We start from the raw sequence: 17,016 nt of genomic DNA on the forward strand, positions 1-17,016 counted from the left end.
ATCACCCCTTCACGGCGCCGGAAGCGATGCCGCGAACGAACCAGCGTCCCGACACGAAATAAACGAAGAGCGGAACGAGTGCCGTCAGGATCGTGGCAGCCATGTTCACGTTGTACTCCTTCTCGCCGAAGCTCGAATTGACGACGTTGTTGAGCTGCACGGTCATCGGGAAGTTCTCGCGACCGGCGAAGATCAGCCCGAACAGGAAGTCGTTCCAGATGCCGGTGATCTGCAGGATCGCGGCGACGACGATGATCGGCGTGGAGAGCGGCAGCATCAGCCGCAGGAAGATCGCCCAGAACCCGCCGCCATCGACGCGCGCCGCCTTGAACAGGTCGATCGGGATGCCGGCGTAGAAGTTGCGGAACAGAAGCGTCATCAGCGGCAGGCCGAAGATCGTGTGCACGAACACCACGCCGGGGATCGAATTGTAGAGCGACACCATCGAGAGGATCCGCACCAGCGGATAGAGGAACACCTGGTAGGGGATGAAGGCGCCGAGCAGCAGGATGGCAAACAGGATGTTGGCGCCCTTGGGCCGCCAGAAGGAGAGGGCGTAGCCCGTCACCGAGCCGACCGCGATCGACAGGATGACGCTCGGGATCAGGATCTTGATCGAGTTCAGCATGCCGACATGGATGCCGTTGCAGTTGAGGCCGGTACAGGCCTGCGACCATGCCTTGATCCAGGCGTCGAAGCTGGGCGATCCCGGCAGGGCGAACAGATTGCCCATCCGGATCTCGTCCATCGGCTTCAGCGACGTCACGATCATCACGTAGAGCGGGATCAGGAAGAACAGCGCCGAGATGATGAGGAAGGCGTAGACGCCGTAGCGGCCGGGGCCGATCCGTTTCGGCCGGGGTCCCGAAGGCTCGACAGGGGCGTTTGCAGTGAGAGAAGCCATATCAGTGCGCGCTCCTCGGCTGGCGGAAATACTGCACGTAGAGCCAGGGCGCGAGGACGCACAGCACGGTAATCATCATGACGGTCGAGGCTGCCGTGGCGAGGCCGAGATTCTGGCGCTGGAACAGATATTCGATGACGAACTTGGCCGGCACCTCCGTCGATATGCCCGGGCCGCCATTGGTCAGCGCCACCACCAGGTCGTAGACCTTCACCACCGCGGTCGCGAGCAGCACGGTTGCCGTCACGAACATCGGCGTCAGGATCGGGATCACGATGTGGAGATAGACGCGCCAGGTCGGGATGCCGTCCACCTTGGCGGCCTTCCACAGTTCGCCGTCGACGCCGCGAAGGCCGGCGAGCAGGATCGCCATGACGAGGCCGGAGGCCTGCCACATGCCGGCGAGCGCGATGACATAGATCGCCCGGTCGCCGCGCGACAGCCAATCGAAGGTGAAGCTCTCCCAGCCCCAGTTGCGCACGGTCTGCTGGATGCCGAGCGTCGGGTTCAGTGTCCACTGCCAGACCAGGCCGGTCACGATGAACGACAGGGCGTAGGGATAGAGGAAAATCGTGCGGAACACGCTTTCGGCGCGGATCCGCTGGTCGAGGAATACCGCCAGCAGGAAGCCGAGGATCAGACAGCCGACGATGAACAGGATGCCGAATATCGCCAGGTTCTGGACCGATATGATCCAGCGTTCCGATCCGAACAGCCGGGTATACTGCGAGAATCCGACATAGTTGGAGACCGGAAAGACCTTCGAGCTCGTGAACGAGATCTGGATGGTCCAGAGGATGGTGCCGATATAGGCGAAGATCACGATCAGCCAGGCAGGAGCCAGGGCGACCTGCGCCATCCAGAAGCGTAGGAATCGAGGTTTCACAATAACGCACTCCGATAGCCCGGCGGATGCGAGCCGCCGCGGACCGGCTCACCGTCGCGGTGGCGCCAGATCGACGAGGAAACCCGGCCGGAGAACCGGCCGGGTCGGAGCCTTGTTATTCCGTGGCGATGATGTCGGCGAACTTCGCCTGGAGGTCCGCCGGGGCCTGCGACGGAGTGGTCCAGAACTGGCCGATGACGTCCTGGATCGAGCCGATCTTGTCCGGCGTCTGCAGGAAGTCGAAGCCCGGGACCGAACCGTTCTCGGTGCCGAGCAGCTTCAGGCCGGCCTGGGCGCAGGCGTCGAGCTTCGAGGTGTCGACATCGCCGCGAACCGGGACGGAGCCCTTCTTGGCGTTGAAGGCGACCTGGGTCTCCGGCGTCAGCATGGTGTGGGCGAGCAGCGCCTGGGCCTTCTGGGCGTCGGCATTGTCGGTCTTCGGGAAGACGAACACGTCGCCGCCGATCCAGTAGACCTGGTTGCCGATGCCGGGAACGCAGCCGACTTCCTTGCCGGGGGTCAGGCCGGCGGCGATCACTTCGCCCTTGGCCCAGTCGCCCATGAAGTTGAAGCCTGCCTTGCCCGAGACGACGAGGCCGGTGGCCTGGTTCCACTGGCGGCCCTGCTGGCCCGGATCGCCATATTCGCGAAGCTTGCCGAAGGTCTCGACGACCTTGGCGAATTCCGGCGACTTCACGGCTTCGACATTGTTGTCGCCATAGACCTTCAGATAGAGGTCGCGGCCGCCGACGCCGAGCAGGACGTCGTTGAACAGCAGGACCTGCGTCCAGGCGTCGCCCGACTGCGCCATCGGAATGACGCCGGCTGCCTTCAGCTTGTCCATGGCGGCGAACAGTTCGTCCCAGGTCTTCGGCGGCTCGATCTGGTTCGCTTCGAGCAGGGCCGTGTTGTACCAGAGCCAGTTGTTCGAGTGGATGTTGACCGGGACGGCGAAGTAATGGCCGTCACGCGAAACAGCCTTCACGAGAACCGGCGACAGGAACTTGTCCCAGCCATCGGCCTTGGCGACTTCGTCCAGATTGCCGAGCAGGCCCTGGGCGACCAGGTCCTCGAACTGCTTGCCGGTATTGAACTGCATGGCGGTCGGCGGGTTGCCGCCGACGATGCGGTTGATGCCGGCGGCGCGAGCGGCTTCGCCACCCGCGATGGCGGCGTCGACCCACTCACCGCCAGCGGCGTTGAACTGGTCGGCAAACACCTTCACGGCAGCGGATTCGCCGCCGGAGGTCCACCAGTGGATGACTTCGGCTTTTTCGGCCGCGACCGACGGACCAGCCATCAGGGCCACGACTGCTGCTGCACCGAGCAACGCCTTGGTAAAATGCTTCATGCTTCCTCCTCCCGGGGTTCAGCGCCTTTCCTCAAAGGCGCCAATTCGTGAACGTCCGTCCGATCTGCCGGACTTGAACGCCCGAATTCTTGTAATCGATTACATCTACCGTATACTCCCCAAACCGGCTGTCAACGCAAAGTTATTTTGCAGTGCAAAAGAAAAGCCGGACTGGGGAAGGACCAAACGGTGCGAAAATCAGAACCGCCGGAGCCGGAAGCGGCTGCCCGATCCGTCACGATCCAGGACGTCGCGCGCCGCGCTGGCGTGTCCACGGCGACGGTCAGCCGGGCGCTCGCCCTGCCGGAACGGGTGACCGAGGCGACCCGCGCCGCGGTGTTTTCGGCCATCCGCGAAACCGGCTATACGCCCAACGCGGCTGCCCGGTCGCTGCGCGCCAAATCGACCAAGATGGTGCTGGTGCTGCTGCCCGGCATCGGCAATTCGTTCTTCACGCCGGTGCTGAATGCGCTGGAGGAAGTGTTCACCGAGGGCGGGTACGGCGTGCTGATTGGCTATACGCGTCAAAGCCGTAGCCGCGAGACGCACTATGCTCGCGTGATCAGGGCCGGGCAGGTCGACGGTGTTCTGGTCGTCACCGGGAATGTCCCGCGCGACGAGGAATTCGTCTCGGTGCCGGACACGGTTCCCGTGTCGCTGATGTTCTCCGAAATTCCCGGCACGCCGCAATTCTCGGTCTTCGACGTCGACAATCGCGGCGCCTCGGCCGAGGCGGTGCGGTATCTGATTTCGCAGGGCCATCGCCGCATCGCCCATATTCCCGGCGCCGAGGGCGGGCTCGAGGCGAGCGAGCGTCTCGGTGGGTATTGCGATGCAATGCGCGAGGCAGGGTTGCCGGTCGATCCGGCGCTGATCTGGCGGGGCGCCAGCAATTTCGACTTTGCTTCCGGCGAGCGGGCAGCCAGGGATTATTTCGCGCTCGACGAAAAGCCGACCGCGGTCTTCGCGGCGGCAGACGAGATCGCGCTCGGTTTCATGCGGGCGCTGAAGAACCGGGGCGTCGGCATTCCGGCCGATGTATCGGTCATCGGCTTCGACGATACGGAATATGCCGTGCACTACGATCCGGCGCTGACGACGATGCGCCAGCCGCGCAACGAGATGGGCCGGCTCGCCGCCACCGATCTGCTGCGCCGCATGGCGACGGGGCGCGACGGCACGGTGCCGACCCTGAAGGTGCGTCTGGCCTGCGAACTCGTGGTGCGGGAAAGCGTGCGGGCGGTGGAGTAGGGTGTTTCTTCTGAACCCTCCCCTTGAGGGAGGGTCGAAAACGCCGTGGCGTTTTCGGGGAGGGGGCGTCGCCCGACAAGTCGGGATGGTTGTGCTACGAGGTCGGGAAGGAACCCCTCCCCAAAACCGCGACGCGGTTTTGACCCTCCCTCAAGGGGAGGGTTCAAGGAGAGTTGGGGTGGCCCGCCTTGCCCTTAAGAGCCTAGCCCGCCAGTTCCTCGCGCAGCATTTCCAGCGTCAGCCATTCCTCCTCGGCCGCGTCCCGCTCATGCTGGGCGGCCGCGAGGCGGGCATTGGCCGTGTCGAAGGCCTTGCGGTCGACGGCGAACAGGTTCGGCTTGGCGAGCGTCGCTTCCAGCTTGCGGATTTCGGCGGTGAGCGCCTCGATCTTCGCCGGCAGCGTCTCCAGCGCGTGCTTCTGCTTGAAGGAGAGCTTGCTCTTGGAGGGCGGCGCCTTGTCGGCGGCGACCTTCTTCTCGTCCTTGCGCTCGGCCTTGTTGATCGCGCGGGCCGGGGCTGCGGCGCCGCGCTGGATCAGCATGTCGGAATAGCCCCCGGCATAATCCGTCCAGCGGCCATCGCCTTCCGCCACGATCACCGAGGTCGCGACGCGGTCGAGGAAGTCACGGTCATGGCTGACGAGCAGGATGGTTCCGGGATAGTCGTCGAGCAGTTCCTCGAGCAGGTCGAGCGTCTCGAGGTCGAGATCGTTGGTCGGTTCGTCGAGCACCAGCAGGTTGGAGGGCCGCGCCAGGGCGCGCGCCAGCATCAGCCGGCCTCGCTCGCCGCCGGAGAGAGCGGTGATCGGGGCGCGGGCCTGTTCGGGCGTAAACAGGAAGTCCTTCATGTAGCCGATCACATGGCGCGATTCGCCGTTGACCATGACGCTGTCGCCGCGGCCCTCGGTCAGCGCGTCGGCGAGGCGCAGGCTCGGATCGAGGCTCTCCCGGCGCTGGTCGAGCGTCACCATCTGAAGATTGGTGCCGAGCTTGATGATGCCGCTGTCCGGCTGCAGGACGCCGGTCAGCAGGTTGAGAAGCGTGGTCTTGCCCGCGCCATTGGCGCCGACGAGGCCGATCCGGTCGCCGCGCTGGATGCGGGTGGAAAAGTCCTGGACGATCGCCCGGTCGCCGAACGACTTCGACACGCCGATCGCCTCGACCACGGCCTTGCCGGAGACATTGCCTTCACTCGCCTGCAGGTTGACGCTGCCGACGGCGCGGCGCTGGTCGCGGCGCTCCTGGCGCAGGCCCTCGAGCTTGCGCAGGCGGCCCATATTGCGCTTGCGCCGCGCGGTGACGCCGTAGCGCACCCAGTCGATTTCCTGGCTGATCTTGCGGTCGAGGCGCTCGCGCTCCTTTTCCTCTTCATGCAGGACGTTGTCGCGCCATTCCTCGAAGGCGGTGAAGCCCTGCTCGAGCCGTCGCGTCGTGCCGCGGTCGAGCCACAGCGTCGCCTTGGACAGTCGCTCCAGGAAGCGGCGGTCATGGCTGATGAGGACGAGCGCCGAGCGCATCGACTTGAGCGTCTCTTCCAGCCATTCGATTGCCGGCAGGTCGAGATGGTTGGTCGGCTCGTCGAGCAGCAGCACGTCGGGCTCCGGCGCGATGGCGCGCGCCAGCGCCGCGCGGCGCGCCTCGCCGCCCGAAAGCGTGTTCGGCGCCTCGTTGCCGGTGAGGCCGAGCGATTCCATCAGCATCGTGGCGCGGTACGGGTCGTCGCCCGGTCCGAGGCCGGCCTCGACATAGGCGCGCACGGTGGCGAAGGCGGAAAGATCCGGCTCCTGCGGCAGGTAGCGCAGCGTCGCGCCCGGCTGGACGAAGCGCGTGCCGGAATCCGCCTCGACGGTGCCGGCGGCGATCTTGAGCAGCGTCGACTTGCCGGAACCGTTGCGGCCGACAAAGCACAGCCTTTCGCCGGCCGAGACCGAGAGCGTGGCGTTTTCGATGAGCGGACGGCCGCCAAAGGTGAGGCGGATGTCCTGGAGGAGAAGCAGAGGAGGAGCCATTCGACGGGATGTAGCGATGCGCGAGGGCGGTAGCAAGGCGGATCGCGCAGGTGGGCGCGGAACCGACGCGATCGGGCGACGCGTGCCCATGGCAGGGCGGAGGAGTTTCGCCTAAGCTTGGTCATCCGGTCGTCGGACGCGGGGGAGGACGAGCTTGGTCTATCAAGGTTCCAACGGGGTGATGCAGGCCGAACTGGTCGCCCTGATGCGGGACGTCGCCTCGCGCGACGAAACCGCGTTCAAAAGGCTCTATGATCGTGCTTCCGCGAAACTATTCGCCGTGGTCCGCCGTATTGCCGTTAGTGAAGCAGCTGCCGAGGAGGCGCTGCAGGAGGCATGGGTCCGGATCTGGAATCATGCCGACAGGTTTGATCCGGCCATGGCGTCCCCGATCACGTGGATGACGACGATAGCCCGTCACGCGGCGATCGACGCCGTACGCAAAGGATCGGAGCGCGTTTCGAAGACGACCGTCGTCATCGACGAGGAGCTGGCGGAAAAGCTGCCAGCCCCCGGCTCGACGGCGGATGGCCTGACCGGGCCGCAATTGCGGCGCTGCCTGGAAGGGCTGGAGCCCGACCGGCGCGGCATGGTGCTCCTGGCCTATAGCTATGGCTACAGCCGGGAGGAGTTGTCGCGGCGCTTCGACAAGCCGGTCGCGACGGTGAAGACGATATTGCGGCGAAGCCTGATCGCCTTGAAGGAGTGCCTCGGTGGCCGATGACGACGAAATGGAGGGCCTGGCCGGCGAATATGTGCTCGGCACGCTCGATCGGCCCGAGCGGGACGCGGTAGAGACGCGCGCCGCGAGCGATCCGGCGCTTCGCGCCGCGATCGGCGGCTGGGCCGGCCGGCTGCAACCGCTGGCCGACCTCGCCGGCGAGCAGGCGCCGCCCGACGGCCTCTGGGCCAGCATCCTTTCCCAGATCCGCGCCGTCGGCAGCGGCGGAGCGCGCGTGCTTCTGCTGGAGCGCACCGTGCGCCGGCTGCGGATCGCGACCGGCATCTTCGGCGCCGCGGCCGCCGTGCTCGCGGTCGTCGTGGCCAGCGACCGGCTCGTGCCGCCGCCGCCCGCCGCCAACTATGTCGCGGTCTTGGGCGGGGAGGGCGGCAAGCCGGCCTTCGTGGCGTCGGTCGATACCAATGCCGGCACCATCAGGCTGCGTCGGGTCGGCGATGCGCCGCCGCCGGACAAGAGCTACGAGCTTTGGCAGGTCCCGGCCGAAGGTCCGACCGTCTCGATGGGCGTCGCCGACAATCTCAGCGATCTCAAGTCGGTGAACGTCTCGCTGAAGCCGGGCGAAAAACTGGCGATTTCGCTGGAGCCCAAGGGTGGCTCGCCGACCGGCCAGGCGACCGGACCGGTGGTCTATATCGGCGATCTGCTGCCGGCCGAGTGAGCCGGCATCCCTCGTCGCGAGATATCGAGGCGGTGGCTAGGCCACCGCCTTTACTTTTTTATCGATCCAGTTGCCCAGCCGTTCCAGCGCCGCGTCGAGGATAGAATCCTGCTTCGAGAAGCAGAAGCGCACGAAGGTCCTGGGCGCATCGCCGACATAGAAGGCCGAGACGGGGACGGCCGTGACGCCCGCTTCCACCGTCATGCGCTGGCAGATCTCGACATCGCTGCCGCCAAGCCCGAGCGCGGCGGTGTCGGCGGTGACGAAATAGGTGCCGCCGCAGGGGACGACCTCGAAGCCAAGCCGCTCCAGCCCCGAGGCGAGCCGGTCGCGTTTCCTGGCGAGGTCTCCGGCCAGGCTGGCATAATAGCCGTCTTCCTTGGCCAGCCCGAACGCGACCGCCGACTGCAGGGCCGCCGGCGTCGTGAAGGTCGTGAACTGGTGCGCCTTGGCGATCGGATCGAGCAGGCGCGGCGTCGCCGTCACATAGCCGACCTTCCAGCCGGTCAGGGAGAAGGTCTTGCCGGCGGAACCGATGCGCACGGTCCGCTCGCGCATGCCGGGCAGCGTCATCAGCGGAATATGGGCGCGGTCGTCGAAGATGATGTGCTCATAGACTTCGTCGCAGATCGCATAGGCGTCGAAGCGCACGCAGAGTTCGGCGATCCCGCTCAGCTCGTCGCGGGTGAACACCTTCGCGGCCGGGTTCATCGGGTTGTTGAGCAGCACCGCCTTGGTCTTGTCGGAGAAGGCAGCGGCGAGTTGGTTGAGGTCGAGCTTCCAGAGCGGTGGCGTCACGCGCACCATCTTCGGAATCCCGCCCGCGCGCCGCACCAGCGGCACGTAGCAGTCATACAGCGGCTCGATCATCACGACTTCGTCGCCCGGCTCGATCAGCGACGTGAATACGTCGGAGAGCGCCTCGGTCGCGCCGGAAGTGACCAGGACCTCGGTCTTCCAGTCGATGTCGAGATCGTAGAATCGCTTGTTGGCGTGGGCCACGGCCTGGCGAAGCGCCGGCACGCCCATCATCGGCGGATACTGGTTGGGCCCGGCGATCAGCGCCTCGGCCGCCATCCGCCTTACGTCCTCCGGCCCGTCGACATCGGGAAAGCCCTGGCCGAGATTGATCGAGCCGTGCTCGATGGCAAGCCGCGACATCACCTCGAAGATGGTGGTCGGAAGGCCGGTATAGACGGGATTGGTCGGTTTCATAGGGAACTCCACTCGGCGCGCGGGAGATTATGGCGCGCACCCCGCCCGTGCAAGCAATCGCATGCCTTCGATACACCGGGTCGCAGGCGGTTTTTGCCATCAGCGCATCCTGGAGGTCGCCGCGTGCAATTTTTATGAGACGCGCTGAAACCGTTTGGATCTGCCGCCGTATAAGGTAGCAGAAGGACGTTTCGGACTCGATCAAGAAAATCCCGGAATTGGATACGGATGTAGATCGCATTTTGAAGATGCGATTTCCGTCAACGCTATCTCATCGCCTGAATACGGATTTTCTTGACTGTCACGATACGCGACTTCGGAAGTTCAACGTGGACCAACGGACGGGAAAATCCCGACGTTACAGGAGGAAGTCTCATGTCTCATTTTGGCAATTTCATTCGCGTCGCGGCTGTCGCTACCCTGGCCCTCGGCGGCGTCGCCACCATGGCAGCCCCCAGCTTCGCCAAGACCGTGATGGTCGGCGGCGCGGCGATGTATCCCAACAAGAACATCGTCGAAAACGCGGTCAATTCGAAGGACCACACCACGCTGGTCGCCGCCGTCAAGGCAGCCGGCCTGGTCGACACGCTGTCCGGTCCCGGTCCGTTCACCGTCTTCGCGCCCACCAACGAAGCCTTCGCCAAGCTGCCGGCCGGCACCGTCGACACGCTGCTGAAGCCCGCCAACAAGGACAAGCTGACCGCCGTCCTGACCTATCATGTCGTTCCCGGCAAGATTTCCGCCGCGGACATCATGAAGGCCGCCAAGAAGATGAATGGCATGGCCGAATACAAGACCGTGCAGGGCGAGTCGCTCAAGTTCAAGGTCGACGGCAAGAAGATCTGGGTCATGGACGCCAAGGGCGACAAGGCTCGCGTCACCATCGCCGACGTCAACCAGTCGAACGGCGTGATCCACGTCATCAACGCCGTCCTGCTTCCGTAATCGAGCCGGCGACGGTTTTGCTCGGAACCCGGCTGCCAGGCCGGGTTCCTTCTGGCCCCGGCGCGGTCGGTTTCGCGCCGCCGTCGAATAAATCTGGCGGTCGTTGAAACCTTTCCGGCGCCCGCTCCGTACATTGAGGACAAGTTGGTGTTCCTGCCCCTGCCTCCTGGCACGTTCACCAACTCCCTGCGCGCCGCATCGCCTCCGCGATCTGCGCACTGGCACCGTTCCGGAGGCCGCCCCGCCCACTGGAACGGTGCCGGACCTCTCCGTCTTTTGGAGTTGGTCCGGACGCGCATCGGCGCTCGCGCGACGACGTTCGCCTTCCGGCGCAACCGATCGGGGCGATTGCATCACCCGGACATGGGCTTGGGTTTTCTCGACCTCAGTAGGTGAGCATCGGCGGCAGGTTCTTCGCCTGCTCGATCCAGGTCTCGACGATCTTCTCCGAAGGCAATTGGCGCACCAGCTTCTTGGTGGCGTTGATCTCGGCCATCTTGGCCGCCAGATTGTCCGCCCGCCGGGTCTTCAACTCCTTGACCGTGTCGACGCCCGCCGCCTCGAGCAGCTCGGAATACTCCTCCGCGACGCCCTTGATGCGCATCAGGTCGGCCATGTTGGCCCATTTCAGGATTTTGTCCTCGCCGAGCCCCGACGTCGCGGCAAGCGCCTTGCGCCCCTTCGGATCCTTCGCCTGCTCAAGAAGAGCGCCGGTCGTCCGGATGCCTGCGGCAATCAGCTTTTCTGCGAAGACAGTGCCGATGCCTTCGATATCCTTGATGGGGTAAGACATTCTCGAACTCTCCTGAGCGAATCCCAAGTGCTGGAAGTCTAGGCTTGGATGTTCGCCTTTGTGTTCCGTCATGGCAAGTCGTCTCGTCACATCGGATGCGCGACAGTAGATTGCGCCGAGCGGAATGGGTTCTATAAGGTCGCGATAGCCCTTCGATCCTCGAAGCGGCGGCGCCAGAGGAATGTGTCGATGCCGATGCTGGAAGCGGACAAGATCTATCTCGGGACGAGCGACAAGCCGGAATATCTCCTGCTCGGTCTCGCCAACCGGCATGGACTGGTCACGGGCGCTACCGGCACCGGCAAGACGGTCACGCTGCAGGTAATGGCGCAGGGCTTTTCCGATGCCGGCGTGCCGGTGTTCTGCGCCGACGTGAAGGGCGACCTATCCGGCATCGCCGAGCCGGGCGAGGCAAAGGATTTTCTCACCAAGCGCGCCGAGGAGATCGGCTTCTCTGCTGAATACAAGTTCAGCGCCTGCCCGACGGTCTTCTGGGACCTGTTCGGCCAGCAGGGCCACCCGATCCGCACCACGGTGAGCGAGATGGGGCCGCTGCTGCTCGCGCGGCTGATGAACCTGAACGATACCCAGGAAGGCGTGCTGACCATCGCCTTCCGCGTCGCCGACGAGGAAGGGCTGCTGCTGCTCGACCTCAAGGATCTGCGGGCCATGCTTTCCTTCATGGCCGAGAACGCCGATCGCATCCAGGCGAAATACGGCAATGTCACCAAGGCGTCGGTCGGTGCGATCCAGCGCCAGCTGCTGGTGCTCGAGAATCAGGGAGGCGACGCCTTCTTCGGCGAGCCGGCGCTCAACATCGCCGACCTGATGCGAACCACCACGGATGGCCGAGGCATGGTCAACGTGCTCGCCGCCGACAAGCTGATGAACTCGCCGCGCCTCTACGCGACCTTCCTGCTCTGGCTGCTTTCGGAATTGTTCGAAGTGCTGCCGGAAGTCGGCGATCCCGCCAAGCCGCGCCTCGTCTTCTTCTTCGACGAGGCGCATCTACTGTTCGACGAGGCGCCCAAGGCCCTGCTCGACAAGGTCGAGCAGGTGGTCAAGCTGATCCGCTCGAAGGGCGTCGGCGTCTATTTCGTGACTCAGAACCCGCTCGACGTGCCGGACAGCGTGCTGTCGCAGCTCGGCAACCGCGTCCAGCACGCGCTGCGCGCCTACACCCCGCGCGACCAGAAGGCGGTGAAGGTCGCGGCCGACACCTTCCGGCCCAATCCCGCCTTCAAGACGATGGACGTCATCACCCAGCTCGGGGTCGGCGAGGCGCTGGTCTCGACCCTGGAACCGAAGGGCGTGCCCGGTATCGTCGCGCGCACGCTCATTCGTCCGCCATCCTCGCGCATCGGTCCGGTGACGGAGGCCGAGCGCCGCCAGATCATCGCCACCAGCCCGATCGGCATCGCTTATGACAAGACGGTGGATCGCGAGTCGGCCTATGAGATCCTGGGCCGCCAGGCCGCTGCCAATGCGTCGGCGGAAGCCGAGGCGGCGGCCCCTGCCTCGGCCAGCGGCTTCGACATTGGCGGCATTCTGGGTTCGCTGCTCGGCACCGACAAGAAGCGCGGCGAGCGCTTCACGGCGACGCAGCGCGTGGCGCGCGAGGTGACGCGCACCGTGACCAACCGCGTGGCGGGCGACGTCGCGGCGAATATCGGCAAGAGCGTTGCCGGCTCGATCGGCGGCTCTGTCGGCCGCTCCATCGTGCGCGGCGTCCTGGGCAGCATTCTGCGCCCGCGCTGACGCGCCCGGCACCAGGCAGGCACAAAAAAATCCCCGGCGCCGAGACGCCGGGGATTTTCATTTGGGTATTGGCGTGTCGCAGGTCAGGCGGAGAGCAGGCCCTCGGCCTGGAGCGCTTCCTTGACGGCCGGACGCGCGGCGACGCGGTCGAAATACGCGTCGAGCTTCGCGCCGACATCGAACTTGAAGCCCTTGGCCCAGCGCAGCACCGTGAACAGGTAGCCATCGGCGACGCTGAACTTGTCACCCATCAGATAGGGCTTGTCACCGAGCGCCTCGGTCAGGAAGGCGAAGCGCAGCGCCAGCCGGTCCTTGAAGCTCTGCTTGGCCTCATCCTTGAGCGAGGGATTGAACAGCGGGCTGAAGCCCTTGTGCAGTTCGGTCGAGATGAAGGCGAGCCAGTCCATCAGCTGATAGCGCTCGGTCGAGCCGAAGGCCGGAGCCAGACCGCTTTCGGGCGCCATGTCGGCGATCATCTGCACGATGACGGGGCCTTCGGTGACGACGTGGCCATTGTCGAGTTCCAGCGCGGGCACATAGCCCTTCGGGTTGATCGCCTTGAAGTCCGCACCGCTCTCGGTCGCCTTGGCGCGCAGGTCGACCTTTTCCATCGTGAAGGGCAGGCCGGCTTCGCGCAGGGCGATATGGGGCGACAGCGAGCAGGCGCCCGGAGCGTAGAAGAGCTTCATTCATCACATCCTAGATTGGGACCGGAACAGACGGCCGGGGAAGGGTTTGGCGTCAGTGGGTGGTTTGTAAGGTGGGCATTCTACCAATGCCTTACAATGCGGCGAATTGTGGTGGGAGGGGCGACAAGCGCTTGCCTTTTCTTTTTCGGGCCGCGAGCGTATCAGAGCCGCTGACAGCGCGTGCCTGCGCGCGCTCATTGCCCTGGAGCCCGCCCGTGTCCGATCGCCTCGCCGACGTTCTCGCCCATATCGACGCCGATATCGAAAACAGCCTTGAGCGGCTGTTCAAGCTGATCCGAATCGAGAGCATCTCGACCGACCCGGCCTATGCGGGCGCCTGCCGGGAGGCGGCGGAGATGATCGCCGCCGATTTGGCCTCGATCGGCTTCGACGCCAGCACGCGGCCGACTCCCGGCCACCCGATGGTCGTCGCCCACCAGGGCGGCGCCAAGGGGCCCCGCGCGCTGTTCTACGGCCATTACGACGTGCAGCCGGTGGATCCCATCGAGCTCTGGGATACCGCCCCGTTCGAGCCGAAGATCGTCACCGCCGCCGACGGCACCAAGCAGATCGTCGCCCGCGGCAGCTCGGACGACAAGGGCCAGCTGATGACTTTCATCGAGGCGTTCCGCGCCTGGAAGGCCGTCACTGGCTCCCTGCCGATTCCGGTCTCGATCCTGCTGGAAGGCGAGGAAGAATCGGGCGGCCCCAGCCTCGTGCCGTTCATGCAGGCCAACAAGGACGAGTTCGCCGCCGATTTCGCGTTCATCTGCGACACGAACATGTGGGACCGCGAGACGCCGGCCGTGACGACCATGCTGCGTGGCTTGGTCGGCGAGGAAATCACCATCACCGCCGCCTCGCGCGACCTGCATTCGGGCATGTATGGCGGCGCCGCGCGCAACCCGATCCATGTCCTCGTCTCGATCCTCGACGGCCTGCGCGACGAGACGGGCCGCGTCACGCTGCCGGGCTTCTATGACGGTGTCGGCGAGATCCCCGACAGCATCCGCCAGCAGTGGCAGTCGCTCGGCTTCGATCCCGACCAGTTCCTCGGCGAGGTCGGCCTGTCGATCCCGGCCGGCGAGGAAGACCGCAGCGTGCTGGAGAAGATCTGGGCGCGGCCGACCTGCGAGGTCAATGGCATTTCCGGTGGCTATACCGGCAAGGGTTTCAAGACGGTGATCCCGTCGCAGGCCTTCGCCAAGGTGTCGTTCCGCCTGGTCGACCAGCAGGATCCCGAAGAGATCCGCGCCGCCTTCCGCGCCTATGTCGAGTCGAAGCTGCCAGCCGATTGCACGGTCGAGTTCACCCGGCATGGCGGCTCGCCCGGCATCCGGCTCTCAGCCGAGAACCCGGCGCTGGTGAAGACGCGCGCCGCGCTGACGAACGAATGGGGCCATGATTGCGTCGTGGTCGGTTCGGGCGGCTCGATCCCGGTCGCGGGCGACTTCAAGACCGTGCTCGGCCTCGATGCGCTGATGGTCGGCTTCGCACAGGAGAACGACCGCATCCATTCGCCGAACGAGAAATACGACCTCACCAGCTTCCATGGTGGCATCCGTTCCTGGGCGCGGATCCTGGCGGCGCTGTCCGAGGAGGGCGCGCAGTGAAGATCTGCGTCTTCTGTGGTTCGAGCTCCGGTTTCCGGCCCGATTATCGCGACGCGGCGGTGGCGCTTGGACGCGCCATAGCCGATCGCGGCGCCTCGCTCGTCTATGGCGGTTCGAAGGTCGGCCTGATGGGTGCGGTGGCCGATGCGGCGCTGGCGGCGGGCGGCGAGGTGATCGGCGTCATTCCCGAGGCGCTGCGCGACAAGGAAATCGCCCACCCGCATCTAACCAGGCTGCATGTCGTCGGCTCGATGCATGAGCGCAAGCAGATGATGGCGGATCTCTCGACCGGCTTCGTGGCGCTGCCGGGCGGGCTCGGGACGCTGGAGGAGCTGTTCGAGATCTGGACCTGGGCCCAGCTCGGCTATCACAGGAAGCCGGTCGGCCTGCTGGATGTCGCGAACTTCTACGAGAAGCTCGACGCCTTCCTCGATCACACCGTCGAGGCCGGTTTCGTGCGCGCCGAGCATCGCGACATGCTGATCGTCGACGACAATCCCGTCACCCTGCTCGATCGCTACGAGAACTACCAGCCGGTGGCGCTCGCCAAGTGGATCGGCCCGACCGAGCGGTAGGCGCCGGTTCAGGACATAAGCCGGGCGCGCCGTTCGGTCAGATAGGATCGAACGGCGGCATCGGTCGCGAGCGCGATGGCACGGTCATAGGCCTCGATCGCGCCGCCGCGCGCATTCGCCCGGGCCAGCAGGTCGGCGCGAACCGCCCAGAAGGGCTGGTAGGCTTCAGCCCTGCCTCTGTCGAGTTCTGCCAGGCATCGCAGCCCGGCCTCGACGCCATGCGCCTCCGCGACCGCCGCGGCCCGGCCAACGGCAACGCCCAGTCGCGGCGATGCGCGATAGAGTCGGTCATAGAGGGATGCGATGGTGGAGCGATCCGGTTGGCCCGTCAGTCGGCGGCCGGCATGGGCGGACTGGATCGCCGCTTCCAGCTGGTATCGCCCCGGCCGTCCGAGCGCTCCGGCGCTTGCCAGCGCTGCCTCTGCCTCGGCGAGCCTGGCGTGCGACCAGAGCGACGGATCCTGCTCCGAAAGGGGCACATAGGCGCCGTCCGTCCCCCGCCGCGCCGGCGAGCGCGCCTCCAGATGCAGCATCAGGGCGAGCAGGCCCAGCGCTTCCGGCTCCTGCGGCATCAGCTCGACCAGGGTCCGGCCCAGCCAGATCGCCTCGGCCGCGAGGTCATGCCGCTGGCTGTCATCCTCCGGGCTGTCCCAGCCATGGCCATAGGCGGCATAGATGGCGTCGAGCACGGGATCCAGCCGGCCGGCGAGTTCGCGCCGGTCCGGCAATTCGAAGCCGATGCCGGCGTCGCGGATCTTCAGCTTGGCGCGCGTCAGCCGGCGCCCCATCGCATCGGGCGACACGACGAAGGCGGCGGCGATGCGCGCCGCGTTGAGCCCGAGCACGCTCTGCAGCATGAGCGCGGCGTGGATGGCGGGATCGATCGCCGGATGGGCGCAGACGAAAAGCAGCTTCAGCCGCTCGTCGGGAAAGTTCGGCGCCGCCAGATCGATCTCGTCGGCGATGTCGGTCAGCAGCGCGAGCGAGCGCGACAACGCTTCATCGGTCGTTGCGCGTCGCGCGCGGTCGATCCACCGGCGCCGCGCAACGGCAAGCAGCCACGCCTCGGGACGATCCGGGATACCCCGATCCGGCCATTGCTCCAGGGCGGCGAGGATCGCATCGGCAAGCGCGTCCTCGGCCGCGCCGATATCGCGCCCTCGCGCGGAGAGGATGGCGACGAGCCGGCCGTAGCTCTCGCGAACCGCCTGCTCGACGCGACCTCCCGTCATGGATACGCCCCCCGACGCGAGCGGCTCGTTACATCGTGGTCAGCGTCGGACGGATCTCCACGCCGCCATAAGGCGCACAGGGCGCCTTGGCGGCCCAGGCGAGCGCCGCATCCAGATCGTCGACTTCGATGATGAAGAATCCGCCCAACTGCTCCTTGGCATCGGCGAACGGCCCGTCCTGGACCTGGTGCTGCCCGTCGCGGATGCGCAGGGACGTTGCCGTCTCCGGGCCGAGCAGGCCCTCGCCGCCGCGAACGATGCCGGAAGCGCTGATATCCTCGACATAGGCCTTCCACGCACCCCAATAGGCGACGGTCTCGGGGTCGTGTTCGCGGGTCATGAACTGCTGGCTGTTTTCGTAGAAGAGCAGGGCGTATTGCATGGAAATCTCGGTGC

16 protein-coding genes are annotated in these 17,016 nt (G+C 65.7%); 7 read left to right on the forward strand and 9 right to left on the reverse strand.

The annotated features are described in order from the left end of the window. Window position 1: 1 nt before the first annotated feature. From OSH10_RS16845 to OSH10_RS16855, 3 genes are all read right to left on the reverse strand, one after another. Window positions 2–904: a carbohydrate ABC transporter permease gene (locus OSH10_RS16845; RefSeq protein WP_266333072.1), complete on the reverse strand. Its 903-nt coding sequence runs from the start codon at window positions 902–904 to the stop codon at window positions 2–4. 1 nt (window position 905) lies between these two features. Then, window positions 906–1,790, reverse strand: coding sequence for a carbohydrate ABC transporter permease (locus tag OSH10_RS16850; protein ID WP_266333073.1), 885 nt, complete (start codon window positions 1,788–1,790; stop codon window positions 906–908). Window positions 1,791–1,905: 115 nt separating this feature from the next. After that, a complete protein-coding gene (locus tag OSH10_RS16855) occupies window positions 1,906–3,141 on the reverse strand; it encodes an ABC transporter substrate-binding protein (protein ID WP_266333074.1) in 1,236 nt (411 codons plus the stop codon). 189 nt (window positions 3,142–3,330) lie between these two features. Between OSH10_RS16855 and OSH10_RS16860 the strand changes: the two genes are divergently transcribed. Beyond that, entirely contained in the window at window positions 3,331–4,392 is a 1,062-nt protein-coding gene (locus tag OSH10_RS16860; protein WP_266333075.1) for a LacI family DNA-binding transcriptional regulator, read from the forward strand. A 202-nt stretch (window positions 4,393–4,594) separates the two neighbouring features. Here the strand turns inward: OSH10_RS16860 and OSH10_RS16865 are convergent, their stop codons facing one another. Next, window positions 4,595–6,400 (reverse strand): ABC-F family ATP-binding cassette domain-containing protein, encoded by a 1,806-nt coding sequence (locus OSH10_RS16865; protein ID WP_266333076.1) that lies wholly within the window; start codon window positions 6,398–6,400, stop codon window positions 4,595–4,597. Window positions 6,401–6,554: 154 nt separating this feature from the next. Here OSH10_RS16865 and OSH10_RS16870 point away from each other — a divergent pair, with 154 nt between their 5' ends. Both OSH10_RS16870 and OSH10_RS16875 read left to right on the forward strand, forming a co-directional pair. Beyond that, window positions 6,555–7,124 (forward strand): sigma-70 family RNA polymerase sigma factor, encoded by a 570-nt coding sequence (locus tag OSH10_RS16870; RefSeq protein WP_266333077.1) that lies wholly within the window; start codon window positions 6,555–6,557, stop codon window positions 7,122–7,124. Then, a complete protein-coding gene (locus OSH10_RS16875; RefSeq protein ID WP_266333078.1) occupies window positions 7,114–7,800 on the forward strand; it encodes an anti-sigma factor in 687 nt (228 codons plus the stop codon). The genes OSH10_RS16870 and OSH10_RS16875 overlap by 11 nt, the downstream gene beginning before the upstream one ends. Window positions 7,801–7,836: 36 nt before the next feature. On the opposite strand, the gene OSH10_RS16880 is transcribed toward OSH10_RS16875, so the two are convergent. Continuing rightward, a complete protein-coding gene (locus OSH10_RS16880) occupies window positions 7,837–9,015 on the reverse strand; it encodes an aminotransferase (protein ID WP_266333079.1) in 1,179 nt (392 codons plus the stop codon). A 375-nt stretch (window positions 9,016–9,390) separates the two neighbouring features. On the opposite strand from OSH10_RS16880, the gene OSH10_RS16885 reads away from it, so the two are divergent. Further along, window positions 9,391–9,960, forward strand: a complete 570-nt coding sequence (locus OSH10_RS16885) for a fasciclin domain-containing protein (protein WP_407660725.1) — start codon at window positions 9,391–9,393, stop codon at window positions 9,958–9,960. Between the two features lie 385 nt (window positions 9,961–10,345). On the opposite strand, the gene OSH10_RS16890 is transcribed toward OSH10_RS16885, so the two are convergent. Continuing rightward, window positions 10,346–10,753 carry a DUF4332 domain-containing protein gene (locus OSH10_RS16890; protein WP_266333151.1) on the reverse strand — a complete coding sequence of 136 codons (408 nt, stop codon included), beginning with the start codon at window positions 10,751–10,753 and terminating at the stop codon, window positions 10,346–10,348. A gap of 195 nt (window positions 10,754–10,948) precedes the next feature. On the opposite strand from OSH10_RS16890, the gene OSH10_RS16895 reads away from it, so the two are divergent. Further along, window positions 10,949–12,511: a helicase HerA-like C-terminal domain-containing protein gene (locus OSH10_RS16895; protein WP_266333152.1), complete on the forward strand. Its 1,563-nt coding sequence runs from the start codon at window positions 10,949–10,951 to the stop codon at window positions 12,509–12,511. Window positions 12,512–12,594: 83 nt separating this feature from the next. Here OSH10_RS16895 and gstA read toward each other — a convergent pair whose 3' ends face one another. Beyond that, on the reverse strand, window positions 12,595–13,200 hold the full coding sequence (gene gstA, locus OSH10_RS16900) for a glutathione transferase GstA (protein ID WP_266333080.1): 606 nt from the start codon (window positions 13,198–13,200) through the stop codon (window positions 12,595–12,597). Window positions 13,201–13,415: 215 nt separating this feature from the next. Here gstA and OSH10_RS16905 point away from each other — a divergent pair, with 215 nt between their 5' ends. Together OSH10_RS16905 and OSH10_RS16910 are read left to right on the forward strand one after the other, a co-directional pair. Next, window positions 13,416–14,813, forward strand: a complete 1,398-nt coding sequence (locus tag OSH10_RS16905) for a M20/M25/M40 family metallo-hydrolase (RefSeq protein ID WP_266333081.1) — start codon at window positions 13,416–13,418, stop codon at window positions 14,811–14,813. Further along, window positions 14,810–15,388, forward strand: a complete 579-nt coding sequence (locus OSH10_RS16910) for an LOG family protein (RefSeq protein WP_266333082.1) — start codon at window positions 14,810–14,812, stop codon at window positions 15,386–15,388. Before OSH10_RS16905 ends, OSH10_RS16910 begins: the two co-directional genes overlap by 4 nt. Before the next feature lie 8 nt (window positions 15,389–15,396). Here the strand turns inward: OSH10_RS16910 and OSH10_RS16915 are convergent, their stop codons facing one another. Together OSH10_RS16915 and OSH10_RS16920 are read right to left on the reverse strand one after the other, a co-directional pair. Then, the gene (locus tag OSH10_RS16915) at window positions 15,397–16,620 is read right to left on the reverse strand and encodes an RNA polymerase sigma factor (RefSeq protein WP_266333083.1); all 1,224 of its coding nucleotides are present in this window, start codon (window positions 16,618–16,620) and stop codon (window positions 15,397–15,399) included. A gap of 28 nt (window positions 16,621–16,648) precedes the next feature. Further along, window positions 16,649–17,002, reverse strand: coding sequence for a YciI family protein (locus tag OSH10_RS16920; protein ID WP_266333084.1), 354 nt, complete (start codon window positions 17,000–17,002; stop codon window positions 16,649–16,651). Window positions 17,003–17,016 lie beyond the last annotated feature (14 nt).

The sequence above is a fragment of the Kaistia defluvii genome, assembly GCF_026343955.1.
GTDB classification, from domain to species: Bacteria; Pseudomonadota; Alphaproteobacteria; order Rhizobiales; family Kaistiaceae; genus Kaistia; species Kaistia defluvii.

Bases quoted from the DNA above. Each gene is read 5' to 3' on its own strand.
- OSH10_RS16845 (WP_266333072.1), bottom strand. From the start codon at position 904: ATGGCTTCTCTCACTGCAAACGCCCCTGTCGAGCCTTCGGGACCCCGG.
- OSH10_RS16855 (WP_266333074.1), bottom strand. From the start codon at position 3,141: ATGAAGCATTTTACCAAGGCGTTGCTCGGTGCAGCAGCAGTCGTGGCC.
- OSH10_RS16865 (WP_266333076.1), bottom strand. From the start codon at position 6,400: ATGGCTCCTCCTCTGCTTCTCCTCCAGGACATCCGCCTCACCTTTGGC.
- OSH10_RS16880 (WP_266333079.1), bottom strand. From the start codon at position 9,015: ATGAAACCGACCAATCCCGTCTATACCGGCCTTCCGACCACCATCTTC.
- OSH10_RS16885 (WP_407660725.1), top strand. From the start codon at position 9,391: ATGTCTCATTTTGGCAATTTCATTCGCGTCGCGGCTGTCGCTACCCTG.
- OSH10_RS16890 (WP_266333151.1), bottom strand. From the start codon at position 10,753: ATGTCTTACCCCATCAAGGATATCGAAGGCATCGGCACTGTCTTCGCA.
- OSH10_RS16895 (WP_266333152.1), top strand. From the start codon at position 10,949: ATGCTGGAAGCGGACAAGATCTATCTCGGGACGAGCGACAAGCCGGAA.
- gstA (WP_266333080.1), bottom strand. From the start codon at position 13,200: ATGAAGCTCTTCTACGCTCCGGGCGCCTGCTCGCTGTCGCCCCATATC.
- OSH10_RS16915 (WP_266333083.1), bottom strand. From the start codon at position 16,620: ATGACGGGAGGTCGCGTCGAGCAGGCGGTTCGCGAGAGCTACGGCCGG.
- OSH10_RS16920 (WP_266333084.1), bottom strand. From the start codon at position 17,002: ATGCAATACGCCCTGCTCTTCTACGAAAACAGCCAGCAGTTCATGACC.